The sequence below is a fragment of the Croceicoccus marinus genome (assembly GCF_001661675.2).
Classification (GTDB): domain Bacteria; phylum Pseudomonadota; class Alphaproteobacteria; order Sphingomonadales; family Sphingomonadaceae; genus Croceicoccus; species Croceicoccus marinus.
Genome location: NZ_CP019602.1, coordinates 1651113 through 1666071, shown reverse-complemented (window position 1 = coordinate 1666071; position 14959 = coordinate 1651113). Strand labels below are relative to the sequence as shown.

The window sequence follows — 14959 nt, the reverse complement described above, 5'->3', positions numbered from 1 at the left end:
CTTTCTGTTTCGGTCCTGCACCGACGCTGGCGAGCGGATCAGGTGATGGTGACGAAGATCGACTTGGTATAGCTCAGTTCCATCGGGCCCATGGTGGCGAAAGCCATCACGTTGGGCACCTGATAGGTCAGCGTCAGTTCGATCTCGCGCACGTTGGCGATCGGCTGCGCTGATGCGTTGATGGCTGTCGTGCCGACCCGCGATCCGTTCAGCAGATAGGGCGCAGAGATCGCGCGCGTATAGGCAAGATTCTCGAGCTGCGTATTCGAGATCTCGTTATCCTTCTGGTATTCCACCGACATGTAGCGGCTCATGTCGCCGGCCACGCTGCTAAGCGCATTCTGGGCCTGCATGTAGAGGCCGACCTGCATCACGCCCAGCAGCATCGCGATCAATGCCGGTCCCAGTATCGCGAATTCGATGACGGTCGCGCCGCGCTGGTCGCGGTGGAGACGCTGCAGGAACCGTGGGATCTGGCTGGTCATGGCATCACCCGATCTGTACCGACTTTTCGACCCGGTACTGCAGATCGTCGCCCAGGCCGTAGTCGGTCCAGACGGGCGTATATCTGTCGCGCAGCAGGAAGACGACGAAACGCTCGGCATTGGGCGAGTCGGTGCAGCCCGTGTTCGCTTTCTTGAAATCGGTCGCATTGCCGCAGCGATAGCGGGTCATGACATAGCCGACATCGTTCTTCGTCTCGTCCGGTTCGACGGATGCCCCGATGGCGGTGGTCGTCAGGCCGGTATCCGCCTGGATCGCGGCGGCAAGCTGCTGCATGACTGTGGTCAGCGCCGCCTCGTCCGCGGGGTGGGCGGCCATCATGATCTCGGCCGCCTTGGACGCGGCATTGTGCAGCTCGTGCTGGCGCTTGACCATGTTAGCGACTTCGACGCCGCCAAGGCTCATCAGGACCAGGAACGGCGCGACGAACGCCGTCTCGATCAGGGCGGAACCACGCGCATCGTCGCGCAGGCTGCGAAGGAGCGGCGCGATCTTCATCATGCCACCAGCGATACGCTGCCATAGATGATCGTGGTGGGATGGTTCGGCGGATCCTTGCACCATTTGGTCATGTTCAGCGTGCCGGTCAGGTTAACCTTGCTTGCCACCAGCAGCAGGCAGGCGTTGGCCACGTCCGCCGTGCCCGAAAGATCGAGAATGTTGTTCTTGGTATAGAGTGCGCCGTTGAGGAAGGTATTGCTGTTGCCGTTCAGCGTATTGCCATGACTGGCGGCATTGTCGGCCGTTTCGAAGATCAGCATCGTGTTGATCTTGTGCGCTTCCTCGGCGGTATAGCCCAGGTCCTGAAGTGCGCCCTCGTCCATTCCCGACAGGTTGATGTCGGCGCCGCCGTTGATCTTGAAATTGGCGCCATTCTCAAGCACGAACATCACGCCGGCTTCGCTTTGCACGGTGTGATTTCCGTTGATCGTCAGCGTGCCGCCCCGGATGAAATAGACGCCGCCCTTGAAGGTCGTGTCACAGCCCAGCGACAACCCGCCGTCGTAGACGCCCGGATAGGCGACTCCCAGTACCAGCTTGTCGCTGTCGGCCTTGCCCGCGTTGAAGGCGTCGATGGTCGCCTGCGTCTTCTTGCCCGTCGCCTTGCATATATAGGTGCCGGGTCCCACGCCCTCGCTGGACGGCGGTTCGATGCCTGCGAACGGATCGGCCAGGTTGGTGGCATGTTCGATGACGGTATCGCCATTGGCCTGCGCCTTGGCGGCCAGCGTGTCGCTGACGGTCCCTGCCGTGGCGATGGACCCGGCCTTGATCTCGTAGCTGTTGCCATTGTCCGTGATGGCGTCCTCGCCGGTCCAGCCAAGGCACGTGCCGCCGGAGTCGTAGCCGCCGGTGCAGCTTTTCGAGGAATCGGAGAGCGCCGCGATGCCGCATTGCGCGGTGAAGACCGCATTGCCCCCGATCGTCACCGCACCGCCGCTATGCTCGTCCACCGCGATCATGCAGCTCGAGATCGTGGCGCCGCCGGTGAAGGCAGCCTGGCTGGATACGCTGACGGTCGTCGCGTTCTTGGTGAAGAAAGAGGTGAAGGGCAGCCGCTTGGTCGCGCTGGATGTAACGATGACCGAATTGCCGACGCCGCCCGCATAGTTGGCGAGCTGGACCGAGGGATCGGTATTGAAATCCGCCGTGATCTGCTCGTTCACGGCAAAGGCGTTCTTGGCGCGGTCCGTCATCTTCGCCGTGCTGCCGCTGTCCAGCACTTCCCATGCCGCTGCGATGGCCGCCTGGTCGTTCGCGTATTGCAGTTCGCGTTTCCACAGATAGTACTGGCCGAAATCGATCGCCATGCCGCCGCCGCCGATCACCATCGGCATCGCGAAGGCGACCAGCATGGTGGCATTGCCGCTGCGATCACGCACGAAGCGCCTTGTGCCCAGGCCCGCCGTAATGGATTTGGCCGTGCAGGATCTGAGGGCACCCGCAAGGCGGCGGATGCGTTTGCGTGCCGGTTCGATGCTCGTCATAAGACCGCGGTCTCCCTGCTTGATGGGTTCCCGAATCGCGGCGGCGAAATCGGGGTTTGCAGTTAATTTAATGACAGGAAGTACCGCTGCTCTGGTAAGCACGGTGCCAAGAAACATGGTAAACGAAAACTTAACCGACAAACCGGGGCAATATCAGCCAGATAGCTTCGCGCCCGAGGGCGAGTTCGCACCGCCGCTGCGTCTGGCGCTGGCCTATGCGCCCGCGGCGGCCCGTCCGCACTGGGCAGCCTTGATACATCTCGACAATCGGCTGGCGCGGATCGTGGCGCAGGCGAGCGAACCCATGCTGGCGCAGATCCGCCTTGCCTGGTGGCGCGAGATGTTCGCGCGTCCCGCAAGCGAATGGCCTGTGGGAGAGCCGCTGCTGGCGCATCTGTCGGCATGGGACGCGCAGCGGTCCGGGCTGGCTGCTTTGGCCGACGGGTGGGAAGCCATGGTCGGCGAAGCCCCTTTGCCGGTCACGTCCTTCGCCGCGGCATCAGACGGGCGGGTGCGAGCGATGACTGCCCTGGCGCGAATTGTCGGCAGCACCGCCGATCGCGCACGGATCGAGCGCCATGCCTATCGCTGGTCGCTGGCCGATCTTGCCATCCATCTGTCCGATGAGGAGGAGCGGGTGCGGGCGACTTCGCTGCTGCGCGCGGCCGATCAGCCCACGGGCCGGCTGGACCGGGCGATGCGTCCGCTGGGGGTCATGCGCGCGATGGCGGAACGGGCGGCGGCGGAACGGCGGCCCATCGGCGGTGCCGGAGATTTCCTGTCGGCCATGCGCGCCGGACTTACGGGGCGATAAAATTCCTTAACCATCATTGGCTTATGGGCGGTCGCGGAAACGACCGGAGGGGGTGCATATGAATCGGATGCTGATTGGCGCTTTCGGCGCGTTGTTGCTGGTCGCCATCGGCGTGTTCTGGTGGCAGGGCAGGGCGGTCGAAAGCCCCGCCGCTCCTCTGCCCGAGGCCGAGGAGGCTGCAGCGAGGCCGGCCGATCCCGAAGCGCTGCCCGCCGCCGATGTCGGCGACATGCAGGGTCCGGCGCTGCCAAAGGCAGTGGAACTGACGCGCGAGCAGCAGCGCTTCTTCCGCTATGACCGCAACCGCGATCTGGAAATCACGCGCAACGAGATGCTGTCGACCCGCGTCGAGGCATTTCGCAAGCTCGACGCGGACGGCAACAATCTGCTGACGTTCGAGGAATGGGCCGTCACCACCGTCGACCGGTTCGAAAAGATGGACGGCGACAGCAACCAGCGCCTGACCCCCGCGGAGTTCGCCACCAGTGCGCCGAAGCGCCGCCCGGCCAAGCCCGCGAGCAAATGCGCCTGCTGACGGGTCAGGCCGGTTCGGCAATCCTTTCGCGGCCGAGCCATTCGGCCAGATCGCGCTTGGCACGGTCGGTGTAGGCGCGCTTGCGCTCCTTCTTCTTCACCGCCTCGTCAGGCATCGGGAACAGGCCGAAATTGACGTTCATCGGCTGATAGGTCTCCGCCACGGCATCGCCGGTGATGTGCGACAGCAGCGCGCCCATCGCGGTGGTGCGCGGCGGCGATTGCCAGTCGCGGCCGGACAATTCGCTGGCCGCCATCATGCCCGCCATCAGCCCCACTGCCGCGCTTTCGACATAGCCTTCGCAACCGGTGATCTGGCCCGCAAAGCGAATATGCGATGCCGATTTCAGCCGCAGCTGGCGGTCCAGCAGGATCGGCGAGTTCAGGAAGGTGTTGCGATGCAGCCCGCCCAGCCGCGCAAACTCGGCGTTCTCCAGCCCCGGTATGGTGCGGAACAGCTCTTTCTGCGCCCCGTGCTTCAGCTTGGTCTGGAAACCGACCATGTTCCACAGCGTGCCCAGCCGATTGTCCTGCCGCAACTGCACCACGGCATAGGGCCAGCGGCCCTTGGGAAACTCGGGCGTCGCGGCATGCGGATTGTCGAGGCCGACCGGCTTCATCGGGCCGAAGCGCAGCGTATCCTCGCCGCGCGCGGCCATCACCTCGATCGGCATGCAGCCCTCGAAATAGGGAGTGCTGGCTTCCCATTCCTTGAACTCGGTCTTCTCGCCGTCGAGCAGCCCCTGTCGGAAGGCGAGGTACTGTTCCCGGTTCATCGGGCAGTTGATGTAATCCTTGGTGTCTCCCTTGTCCCAACGTGACGCCATCCAGCAGATGTCCATGTCGACCGTCTCGCGGTGCACGATCGGCGCGATGGCGTCGAAGAACGCCAGGCTGTCGGCTCCGGTGGCGGCGCCGATGCTCTGCGCCAGCGTGGCGGCGGTCAGCGGGCCGGTGGCGACGATGGTCGGCCCGTCGGAGGGCAGCGTATCGACACGCTCGCGCACGATGGTGACATTGGACAGTTCGGCCAGCGCCTTTTCGACATGTGCCGAAAAGATGTCGCGGTCCACCGCCAGTGCCGAACCGGCGGGCACCTGCGCCTCTGCCGCCGCGCGCATGATCAGCGAATCGCACTGGCGCATCTCGTGGTGCAGCAGTCCGACCGCGTTCGACGTGTCGTCGTCCGACCGGAACGAGTTCGAGCAGACCAGCTCCGCCAGCCCGTCGGTATGATGCGCGTCGGTCCTGTCGCCGCCCCCGGGAAGATTGGCGCCGCGCATTTCCGAAAGCCGGACGCTGAAACCCCGCCGCCCGAGTTGCCACGCCGCCTCGCTCCCTGCGAGCCCGCCGCCGATGATATGGATCTGTTGTGCATTTGTGCTCATGCGCGCGGGTTAGCGATTGCGCCCATGGCTTGGCAAATGCAATCAGGCCGCCCCGACCGAAAACGGCCAGTTGGAGCACTGATGGTAAAACGCGCATTGATCGAACGCCGCCCCTGGCTGCTGCTGTCCATCGCGGCCGCCATCATCTGGTGGCTGGCGATCGAGGGGACCCAGACGCCCGGTCTATACCAGTTGCTGTTGAGGGGCGTGCCGGTCGGCTTGCTGGCGGTCTATGCGTGGCAGCGTTCGCTTGGCAGCGACGGCGTGCTGATCGCGCTGGTCATGGTGGCCGCGGCGATCGGCGATTGCCTGACCACGCTGGAATATGGCTGGGGCGGGCTGGCGCATGCGCTGTCTCAGCTGATTGCGATCGCATTGTACTGGCGCAACCACCGACCTGGTGTGAAGCCCGCCGTCATGGCTGCGGGGCTTGCCGCGGTGGTGATCGCGCCGGTGCTGGCGTGGTTCCTGATGGTCGGCGAAACGGGGCAGGGGGCAGTCGCGGCATCGGCTGCGCTACTGGCGATTATGGCTGCCATGGCATGGCTCAGCCGCTTTCCGCGCCAGCGCGTCGGGCTGGGCGCTCTGTTCTATCTGCTGTCCGAACTGCTGCTGATCGCGGTGAACGCGCGGCTGGTCGATCGCGGTGGCGCGGTGGGCCAATCGGTGCGAGAGCTGGTCTGGCCGCTCTATTACGGCGGGCAATTGCTGGTGGCGACGGGGGTCGTCACAATGCTGCGGCGCGAACGCAGGTAAGTGCCGGGCGGCACGCCGCCGCCCGGGCCTATACCGTTACTCCTCGGTCGGAGCGTCGTCGTCGCGGTCCTGCGTCGGCGTGGGCTGCGTTTCCTCTGCATTCCGTCCGATCATCTCCTCGACGATGGCCTCCTCGGCCTCGGTCTCGGGCGCTTCCTCTTCGTCGATGCGCGCGACCGAGACGACATGCTCGTTCTTGCCCACGTCGAACAGGCGCACGCCCGCCGTATTGCGGCCCAGCACGCGCAGCGAGGCGAGGTTTATGCGGATCAGCTTGGCCTTGTCGGTCACCAGCATCAGCTGTTCGCCGACATTGGCTGCAAAGCTGTTCACCACCGGTCCGTTGCGCGCGATATTGTCGATATTGACGATACCCTGCCCGCCGCGGCCCGTGCGGCGATATTCATACGCCGAGCTGATCTTGCCATAGCCATTGGCGCAGACGGTGAGGACGAATTCCTCCGCGTCGGCCATGGCCTGCTGTTCCTCTGTCCGTTCGGCGTCCTCGTCCTTCCACGGCGCGACGCGCAGATAGGCGTCGCGCGTCTCGGCATCGGTCTCGACGGTCTTGAGGATCGAGAGCGAGACCAGCTCGTCCCCGTCCTTCAGCGTCATGCCGCGCACGCCGGTCGAAGTGCGGGACTGGAACTCGCGCACGTCCTCGGCGGCGAAGCGGATCGCCTTGCCGTCGCGGCTGGCGAGCAGCACGTCATCGGCGGAATCGAGCAGCGCCACGCCTATCAGACGGTCGCCCGACCCCTCGTCGAAGCGCATCGCGAACTTGCCGTTCGACGGGATGTTGGTGAAGGCATCCATCGAATTGCGCCGCACGCTGCCCATCGCGGTCGCGAAGACGACATGCAACGCGCCCCAGCTATCCTCATCCTCGGGCAGGGGCAGAACGGTGGCGATGGTCTCGCCCGGATCGAGCGCGGGCAGCAGGTTGACGATGGGCCGTCCGCGCGTGGTCGGGCCGCCCTCGGGCAGTTTCCAGACCTTCATGCGATAGACCTTGCCGCTGGTCGAGAAGAACAGCACCGGATTATGCGTGCTGGTCACGAACAGCGAGGTGATCGCATCCTCTTCCTTGGTGCTCATGCCCGAGCGGCCCTTGCCGCCGCGATGCTGCGCGCGGAAGGTGGAAAGCGGCGTGCGCTTGATATAGCCGTCCATGGTGACCGTCACGACCATGTCGTCGCGCTCGATCAGATCCTCGTCCTCCAGACCGTCCCAGGCGGGCGCTATCTCGCACAGGCGCGGAGTGGCGAACTTGTCGCGAACCTCCATCAGCTCGTCGCGCATCACGCCGTACAGCTTCACCCGGTCGCCCAGGATCGAGAGATATTCGCGGATGTCGACCGACAGCTTCTCAAGCTCGTCGCCGATCTCGTCTCGGCCCATCGCGGTCAGGCGGTGCAGGCGCAGCTCTAGGATGGCGCGAACCTGCCGCTCCGACAGGCGGTAATCGGCGATGTCGCCCGTGTCCTCGTGATCCTCGATCGCTTCGACCAGGCGGATATAGGGCGCGATGTCGCCCATCTCCCACGCGCGGGCCAGCAGCGTCTCGCGCGCCAGCTGCGGCGTGGCGGAACCGCGGATGATGCGCACCACCTCGTCCAGGTTGGACACCGCGATGACCAGGCCCAGCAAGATATGCGCCCGCTCGCGCGCCTTGTTCAGCTCGAACTTGGTGCGGCGGGTGATGACGTCTTCGCGGAAATGGATGAAGCTTTGCAGTATGTCCCGCAGGCTCAGCGTTTCGGGGCGACCGCCGCGGATCGCCAGCATGTTGGCGGGAAAGCTCGACTGCGCGGGCGTATAGCGCCAGATCTGGTTGAGCACGACCTCGGGCGAGGCGTCGCGCTTCAGTTCGATGACGACGCGCATGCCTTCGCGGTTGGATTCGTCGCGGATGTCCGAGATGCCCTCGATCCGCTTGTCCTTGGCGGCATCGGCGATCTTCTCGACCAGCCCGGCCTTGCCGACCTGATAGGGAATCGACTTCAGCACGATCGAGCGGCGATCGTTGCGGCCGGTCTCGACCTCGTGACGGCAGCGCTGCAGGATCGATCCGCGCCCCTCGCGATAGGCGGCGCGTGCGCCCGACTGGCCCAGGATCAGCGGGGCGGTGGGGAAGTCGGGGCCGGGAATGATCTCGAACAATTCGTCGATAGTGATGGCGGGATTGTCCATCATCGCCAGGCAGCCGTCGATCACCTCGCCCAGATTGTGGGGCGGGATATTGGTCGCCATGCCGACCGCGATGCCGCCCGCGCCATTGACCAGCAGGTTGGGAAAGCGCGCGGGCAGGACCGAAGGCTCACGGTCCGAACCGTCGTAATTGTCGACGAAATCGACCGTATCCTTGTCGAGATCGGCCAGCAGCATGTCGGCGGCCTTGGCCAGCCGGCTTTCGGTATAGCGCATGGCCGCCGGCGGATCCGGGTCCATCGATCCGAAATTGCCCTGGCCGTCGATCAGCGGCAGCCGCATCGACCAGTCCTGCGTCATGCGGGCCAGCGCGTCATAGATCGCGCTGTCGCCATGCGGGTGATAGTTACCCATCACGTCGCCGACGATCTTGGCCGATTTGCGGAACGGGCGGTTGGAATGATAACCGCCGACCTGCGCGGCATAGAGGATGCGTCGGTGCACCGGCTTCAACCCGTCGCGCACGTCCGGCAGCGCGCGGGACACGATCACGCTCATCGCGTAATCGAGGTAGCTGGTCTTCATCTCGTCGACGATGTCGATCGGTTCGATGTCGGGGCCAGGCTGCGGGGGAAGCTCGGTAATATCGTTCACTGCGGGTTCTGCTCTGGTAAGATCATGAGACTGTCGTGTCTGCCGGCAAGACTAGGCGAGGGCGCCGCCTATGGCCAGCGAAGCCGGCCCTACGCAGGGCGCGAGGGGCCGTTTTCCACAGATGATCCGGCCCGTGCCGCCGTCCGGTCGCCCTGCTGCCGGAAAGGGGGCACCACGAACGCACAAAAGCGTTGCCATTCAAACCGCATTCAGTCGCGGCTTGGTACTGATGCGGCCTGTTTGGGTAATTTTTACGACGCGAACCGGTTGTCATGCGGGATATTCCTCGCCATCTGGTTCGCGATTTTTTGTGAGAGATCGGGCGCTGCGCATCCCTCTGCGCATCCGCCAAGCCTGTAAGTCAAAGGAGTACTCGATGAAGCGTTCCGTTTCGCACGTGGCCATGGCACTGGCCCTGACCCTGGGTGTCACCGCTGTCGGGGGCGTGTCCGCTCCCGCCTATGCGCAGAAAAAGCAGGAAAAAGAATCCAGCCTCGAGATTTCCGAGGCGTTCCAGCCCCATGCCATCGCGATCCAGGAATCGGTGAACGGCACGGCCGATAACCCGGAACTGAAGGCCGCTTCGGACCAGGCGATGACCGCGCTGAACAACACGCTGTCCGCCGATGACGATGCCGCGCGTGCCGCGGCCCAGTCGCAGCTTGAAGCGGCGCGCGCCCGTGTCGACCAGCTGATGGGCGGCGTCACCGCCAAGATGGCAGCCGCGCGCCCGACCATCACGACGCCGGACGACAGACTGTTCTTCGGCCAGATGGAACTGAACGTCGGGCAGAAGATGGCTGATTTCTCGATGCAGAACAGCGGCATCAACCAGATGATCGACAGCGGCAAGCTGCCGGCCGAGGAACTGCCGAGGTATCATTATTTCGCAGGCCAGACGGCCTTCAACGCGCAGGATTACGCCAAGGCGCGCACCGCGCTGCAGCAGGCGGTCGACGGCGGCTATACCGAAAGCAACGCTGAAAAGCTGCTGGTCGACGCCTATTTCCGCGACGACATGACGGCAGAGGGCCTGACCAAGCTGCGCTCGATGATCGACGCGCGCCAGGCTGCGGGCCAGCCGGTTCCCGAAGGCTGGGCGTTCGACGGCCTCGCCGCTTCGGTGAACCAAGGCCAGACCGCGCAGGCCTATGACTGGGGCCTGCTGACGCTGCAGACCGACAGCCGCCAGCAGGCGCGCAACCAGGCCTACAAGATCGTCGAGGTCTACACCCCCAACTTCAGCGATGAAGAGCAGCTGGACCTGCTGCGCCTGATGGCGCGCGACAACGGCATCACCGACAATCGCCAGGCGCTGGCCTATATCGAGCTGATGCAGCCGCTGCGTCGCCCGGGCGAAGCCAAGACCTTCACCGACAGCTCGACCCAGCTGCCGACCGGCAATTCGATGGTGACCGAGGCCGCGCGCGTCGGAGCCGACCGTTACGACCAGACGCTGCGCGAGCTGGATGCCGATGCGGCCAGCGCGACCGGCGATGGCGCGCTTGCGGTGGCGGATACCTATCTGGGCTATGGCAAGGCCGCAGAGGCCGAGGCGATGTATCGCAAGGCACTGGAAACCGGCGCGGCGGACAAGGCCAAGGCACAGATGGGCTTGGGCATCGCGCTTGCCGACCAGGGCAAGATGGCGGAAGCCAAGCAAGCCTTTGGCGAGATCACCGGCGGCAACCGCGCGTCGCTCGCCAAGGCGTGGATCGCCTATGCGGACATGAAGGCCGGCTGATCGCCTGCTTGATGTGCAAAGGGAAAGGGCGGCCTTGCGGGGCCGCCCTTTTTCGTTGGTTCAGGGTCGGGGCCGGTCAGCGCAGGCGCTTCACCACCGGATGCCCGTCCCTTTCGGTGACCTCGAACTGTTCAAGCGAGCGCAGCAGATCGCTGAGCCGCTTGTAGCCATAGTTGCGCACGTCGAAGCTGGACCGGTTGCCCGCGATCTGCCCCACTTCGCTAAGCCGCGCATAGCCGTCCGCGTCGCGCTTGGCGTTGCGCCACGACTTGCCGAGCAGGTCGATCATCTCGTCATCGACGCGCGGCTTGGGCTCGTCCCTGGAACTGGCGGTCTGGACCGAGCCTTCGTCGATATCCTCGTCGCCCTTGATCAGCGCGTCGATGTCGATGAAGCGCGTGCACGCGTTCTGGAACGCGTCGGGCGCCTTGGCGCTGCCGAAGCCATAGACCGTCAGCCCGTCCTGTCGCAGCCGTGTCACCAGCGGGGTGAAATCGCTGTCGCTGCTCATGATGCCGAAACCGTCGACCTTGCCTTGGTAAAGCAGGTCGATCGCGTCGATCGTCATCGCCATGTCGGTGGCGTTCTTGCCCTTGGTCAGGTCGAACTGCTGCTGAGGGCGGATGCCATATCGATTGGTCAGTCCCGCCCACTTGGTCAGCGCGGGCTTGGCCCAGTTGCCATAGGCGCGGCGGATATTCACCTGCCCCAGCTTGGCAAGGGCGGTCAGCACGGGATCGATGCCGCGCGGGGTCGTATTGTCCGCGTCGATCAGCAGCGCGATGTTCTTGAGCGATTCTTCTGTCATGACCCGCGATGTGTCGCGCCGGCACGGCGATTGCAAGCCATAGCGCGCGCCAGACGCCGGATCAGCCGCCGGATCAACCGCGGCGGCGGCGGCCCCTGGCGCGCGGCTGCATTTCCTCGACCAGCTGGCGGAAAAGGTCGGGGCGCACGATGCGTTCGAACTGGAAACCGGCGCGGTCGTCGGCGACCCAGATCACATGCGCCTCTATCCGGCCGATGATGGGCAGGCGGATCAGCACGCGCTCGCCCCGGCCCAGCGGGCTTTCGCCCTGGATCATGAAGCCGTTGGCGGACAGGTTGACGATCAGCAGATGGACGTCACCCAGGCGGCGATGCTCGGCAAGTACCGGATAATCCACCGGATGGCGCGCCGCGCGGCGCAGATCCGTTACCGAAAGTTGGGCGCCGCCAAGCACTGTTCATCTCCTCCACATCCAGAAGACCAAGGCTAAGCGGGAATGGCGAATATTTCGTTAAAAATGTTGTCCCTGGGCCGTGTTCCCACAGGTGTATTTCAGCCCTGCAGCGTCAGCAGCCCATGCCGCTTCTTGCCAAGTGACAGCTTGATCTTCCGGCCGTCCACCGGGGTGACGATCATCTGCGGATCGCCGACCGCCGCATCGTCCAGCCTGACCGCGCCCTCGGCCACCTTGCGCTTGGCTTCGCCGTTCGACTTGGTAAAGCCGATCGCTGTCAGCGCGGCCACGATCGGCATGCCTTCGGCGGGCAGGGCCAGCTCGGGCAGATCCTCGCCCACGCCGCCGCGGGCGAAGACGTCTTCGGCGGTCCGGCGCGCGGACATCGCCGCATCCTCGCCCCGGCACAGCGCGGTGACTTCGTCGGCAAGGCGGATCTTCGCCTCGTTGATCGCGCTGCCTTCCAGCGTTTCGAGCCGGGCGATCTCGTCCAGCGGAACATCGGTGAACAGGCGCAGGAAGCGGCCGACGTCGCGGTCGTCGCAATTGCGCCAGTACTGCCAGAAATCATAGGCAGGCAGCATGTCCTCGTTCAGCCAGACCGCGCCGGCGACGGTCTTGCCCATCTTGGTCCCGTCCGCGGTCGTCAAAAGCGGTGTGGTGACGCCGAAAACCTCGTTCCCGTCCATGCGGCGCGCCAGTTCGACGCCGTTGACGATATTGCCCCACTGGTCGCTTCCGCCCATCTGCAGCCGGCAACCCATACGCTGGGCCAGTTCCCGGAAGTCATAGGCCTGAAGGATCATGTAGTTGAATTCAAGAAAACTGAGCGACTGCTCGCGATCCAGGCGCGTTTTCACCGAATCGAAGCTCAACATGCGGTTGACCGAGAAATGCTGGCCGACCTCGCGCAGGAAGGGGATGTATTCCAGCCGGTCCAGCCAGTCGGCATTGTCGACCATGACCGCATCGGTCGGGCCGTCGCCAAATTTCAGGAAACGTTCGAACACGGTCCGGATCGACGCGACATTCGCCGCGATCCTTTCCTCGCTCAAAAGGCTGCGCGCCTCGTCCTTGAAGCTGGGGTCGCCGATCTTGCCGGTGCCGCCACCCATAAGGACAATCGGCTTGTGACCGGCCTGCTGCAGCCGGCGCAGCAGCATGATCTGCACCATGCCGCCGACATGAAGCGAAGGCGCGGTCGGATCGAAGCCGATATAGCCCGGCACGATCTGCTTCTGCGCCAGCGCATCGAGCGCGGCGGCATCGGTCATCTGGTGGATATAGCCCCGCTCGTCCAGCAGGCGCAGCAGATCGGAATGGTACTGGCTCATGATGGCGCGGCGGTTAGCACGGAGCACCGGAACCGGAAAGCGGCAGTTTCACACAGGCTGCATCACGGCGATTGCGCAGCCGCGAAGGCTTGGGCAGGAAGGGCGGATGTCGCGCCTCATCTGCCATGCCGAAACGCCGCCGCTCGCGATCGAGCGGGTGGAGGCCCAATTGATCCGCCTGCCCGGAACCGGCGGTTCGGCGGGCAGCCTGCTGGCGCGCTATCGCATCACCGGCATCGACCGGCTGGTCCTTCCCCCGTTCACCGGCAGGGGCCGCGGCGACGAGTTGTGGAAGCACAGCTGCGCCGAGCTTTTCCTGGCCCCCGACACGCCGGGTTACCGCGAGTATAATTTCGCCCCGAACGGGCGCTGGGCCGCTTATGATTTCCGCGATTACCGCCAGACGGCCGGGCAGTACGAACCGCTCGAACTGCCAGAGATCTCGGTGCGGACGGGCGACACGATGGTGGTGCTGGATGCCCGGCTGAACCCGCGCGAGATCACCGGCTTCACCCGCGCCAACCTGTCGATGGTGCTTGAGGAAGAGGGCGGGCACCTGTCCTATTGGGCGCTGATCCATCCCGGTGCGCGTCCCGACTTCCACCACCCCGATTCCTTTTTGCACGAGATCGAGCCCGCCTGATGTCTTATCCCACCGTGAAATTCGGCATTGACCGCCTGTTGGCCGATCCGGCCCTGCGCACTCCGCTCAAGGGCAAGCGGGTCGCGCTGGTCGCGCATCCGGCATCGGTCACGGCGGATTTGACCCATTCGCTCGACGCGCTGATCGCGTGCGGCGATATCAACGTCACCGCCGCCTTCGGCCCGCAGCACGGGCTGAAGGGCGACAAGCAGGACAACATGGTCGAGACCGCGGACGAGACGGACCCGGCCTATGGCATCCCGGTCTTCAGCCTTTACGGCGAGGTGCGGCGCCCCAGCGGCCAGATGATGTCGACCGCCGACGTGTTCCTGTTCGACCTGCAGGACCTTGGCTGCCGCATCTACACCTTCGTGACGACGCTGCTCTACATGCTTGAGGCTGCTGCCGAGGCGGGGAAGGAAGTCTGGGTGCTCGACCGCCCGAACCCTGCGGGGCGCCCGGTCGAAGGCACGCTGCTGCTGCCCGGACAGGAAAGTTTCGTCGGCGCGGGCCCCATGGTCATGCGCCATGGTATGACCATGGGCGAGATGGGGCACTGGTTCATCGACCATTTCGGCCTGGACGTGCGATACCGCGTGATCGCGATGGAGGGCTGGCAGCCCGACGCCGCCTCCGGCCATGGCTGGCCGCAGGACCGGATCTGGATCAACCCCAGTCCCAACGCGGCGAACTTAAACATGGCGCGCGCCTATGCGGGGACGGTGATGATCGAGGGCGCGACGGTATCGGAAGGCCGCGGCACCACCCGCCCGCTGGAAGTGCTGTTCGGTGCGCCCGACCTGGATGCCAGGGCCATCCTGGCCGAGATGCAGCGCTTCGCGCCCGAATGGCTGGCAGGCTGCGCGCTGCGCGAATGCTGGTTCGAACCGACGTTCCACAAGCACGCCGGAAAGCTTTGCTCGGGCCTGATGATTCATGCGGAGGGGGCGTTCTACGACCATCACGCCTTCCGCCCGTGGCGTTTGCAGGCACTGGCGTTCAAGGCGATCCGCCGCCTGTATCCCGACTACGATCTATGGCGGGATTTCCCGTACGAATATGAATTCGACCGGCTGGCCATCGACGTCATCAACGGCGGACCGGCGCTGCGCGAATGGGTCGACGACCCTGCATCGACGCCCGCCGATCTGGAAGCGATTGCCGGCGCGGACGAGGCACGCTGGCGCGAAGACATCGCGCCGTTCCTGCTTTACTGAAGGGCCGGT

14 protein-coding genes are annotated in these 14959 nt (G+C 64.8%); 6 read left to right on the top strand and 8 right to left on the bottom strand.

Annotated elements, in window-relative coordinates:
- Positions 1–38: 38 nt before the first annotated feature.
- From A9D14_RS07860 to A9D14_RS07850, 3 genes are read right to left on the bottom strand one after another with little or no spacing between them, the layout of a single operon-like run.
- The gene (locus A9D14_RS07860) at positions 39–485 is read right to left on the bottom strand and encodes a TadE/TadG family type IV pilus assembly protein (protein WP_066844968.1); all 447 of its coding nucleotides are present in this window, start codon (positions 483–485) and stop codon (positions 39–41) included.
- A 4-nt stretch (positions 486–489) separates the two neighbouring features.
- Positions 490–1005: a TadE/TadG family type IV pilus assembly protein gene (locus A9D14_RS07855; protein WP_066844965.1), complete on the bottom strand. Its 516-nt coding sequence runs from the start codon at positions 1003–1005 to the stop codon at positions 490–492.
- Positions 1002–2492, bottom strand: coding sequence for a pilus assembly protein TadG-related protein (locus A9D14_RS07850; RefSeq protein ID WP_066844962.1), 1491 nt, complete (start codon positions 2490–2492; stop codon positions 1002–1004). The genes A9D14_RS07855 and A9D14_RS07850 overlap by 4 nt, the downstream gene beginning before the upstream one ends.
- 115 nt (positions 2493–2607) lie before the next feature.
- Here A9D14_RS07850 and A9D14_RS07845 point away from each other — a divergent pair, with 115 nt between their 5' ends.
- Together A9D14_RS07845 and A9D14_RS07840 are read left to right on the top strand one after the other, a co-directional pair.
- Positions 2608–3306 carry a hypothetical protein gene (locus A9D14_RS07845; RefSeq protein ID WP_083987774.1) on the top strand — a complete coding sequence of 233 codons (699 nt, stop codon included), beginning with the start codon at positions 2608–2610 and terminating at the stop codon, positions 3304–3306.
- Between the two features lie 58 nt (positions 3307–3364).
- Positions 3365–3841 carry an EF-hand domain-containing protein gene (locus A9D14_RS07840; RefSeq protein ID WP_066848592.1) on the top strand — a complete coding sequence of 159 codons (477 nt, stop codon included), beginning with the start codon at positions 3365–3367 and terminating at the stop codon, positions 3839–3841.
- 4 nt (positions 3842–3845) lie between these two features.
- Here the strand turns inward: A9D14_RS07840 and trmFO are convergent, their stop codons facing one another.
- The gene (gene trmFO / locus A9D14_RS07835) at positions 3846–5228 is read right to left on the bottom strand and encodes a methylenetetrahydrofolate--tRNA-(uracil(54)-C(5))-methyltransferase (FADH(2)-oxidizing) TrmFO (protein ID WP_066844961.1); all 1383 of its coding nucleotides are present in this window, start codon (positions 5226–5228) and stop codon (positions 3846–3848) included.
- Positions 5229–5309: 81 nt separating this feature from the next.
- On the opposite strand from trmFO, the gene A9D14_RS07830 reads away from it, so the two are divergent.
- Complete coding sequence (locus tag A9D14_RS07830; RefSeq protein ID WP_066844960.1) at positions 5310–5984, top strand: lysoplasmalogenase family protein; 675 nt, start codon at positions 5310–5312, stop codon at positions 5982–5984.
- 36 nt (positions 5985–6020) lie between these two features.
- On the opposite strand, the gene gyrA is transcribed toward A9D14_RS07830, so the two are convergent.
- Positions 6021–8720 (bottom strand): DNA gyrase subunit A, encoded by a 2700-nt coding sequence (gyrA, locus tag A9D14_RS07825; protein WP_232468899.1) that lies wholly within the window; start codon positions 8718–8720, stop codon positions 6021–6023.
- Between the two features lie 445 nt (positions 8721–9165).
- Here gyrA and A9D14_RS07820 point away from each other — a divergent pair, with 445 nt between their 5' ends.
- Positions 9166–10533, top strand: coding sequence for a hypothetical protein (locus tag A9D14_RS07820; RefSeq protein ID WP_066844954.1), 1368 nt, complete (start codon positions 9166–9168; stop codon positions 10531–10533).
- Between the two features lie 76 nt (positions 10534–10609).
- On the opposite strand, the gene A9D14_RS07815 is transcribed toward A9D14_RS07820, so the two are convergent.
- From A9D14_RS07815 to tyrS, 3 genes are all read right to left on the bottom strand, one after another.
- Positions 10610–11341: an NYN domain-containing protein gene (locus A9D14_RS07815; protein WP_066844952.1), complete on the bottom strand. Its 732-nt coding sequence runs from the start codon at positions 11339–11341 to the stop codon at positions 10610–10612.
- A 73-nt stretch (positions 11342–11414) separates the two neighbouring features.
- The gene (locus A9D14_RS07810) at positions 11415–11756 is read right to left on the bottom strand and encodes a PilZ domain-containing protein (protein ID WP_066844949.1); all 342 of its coding nucleotides are present in this window, start codon (positions 11754–11756) and stop codon (positions 11415–11417) included.
- A gap of 98 nt (positions 11757–11854) precedes the next feature.
- On the bottom strand, positions 11855–13090 hold the full coding sequence (tyrS, locus tag A9D14_RS07805; protein WP_066844947.1) for a tyrosine--tRNA ligase: 1236 nt from the start codon (positions 13088–13090) through the stop codon (positions 11855–11857).
- A 106-nt stretch (positions 13091–13196) separates the two neighbouring features.
- Here tyrS and A9D14_RS07800 point away from each other — a divergent pair, with 106 nt between their 5' ends.
- Positions 13197–13733, top strand: a complete 537-nt coding sequence (locus tag A9D14_RS07800; RefSeq protein ID WP_066844946.1) for a DOMON-like domain-containing protein — start codon at positions 13197–13199, stop codon at positions 13731–13733.
- Positions 13734–13747: 14 nt separating this feature from the next.
- Positions 13748–14950, top strand: a complete 1203-nt coding sequence (locus A9D14_RS07795; RefSeq protein WP_066848588.1) for an exo-beta-N-acetylmuramidase NamZ family protein — start codon at positions 13748–13750, stop codon at positions 14948–14950.
- Positions 14951–14959 lie beyond the last annotated feature (9 nt).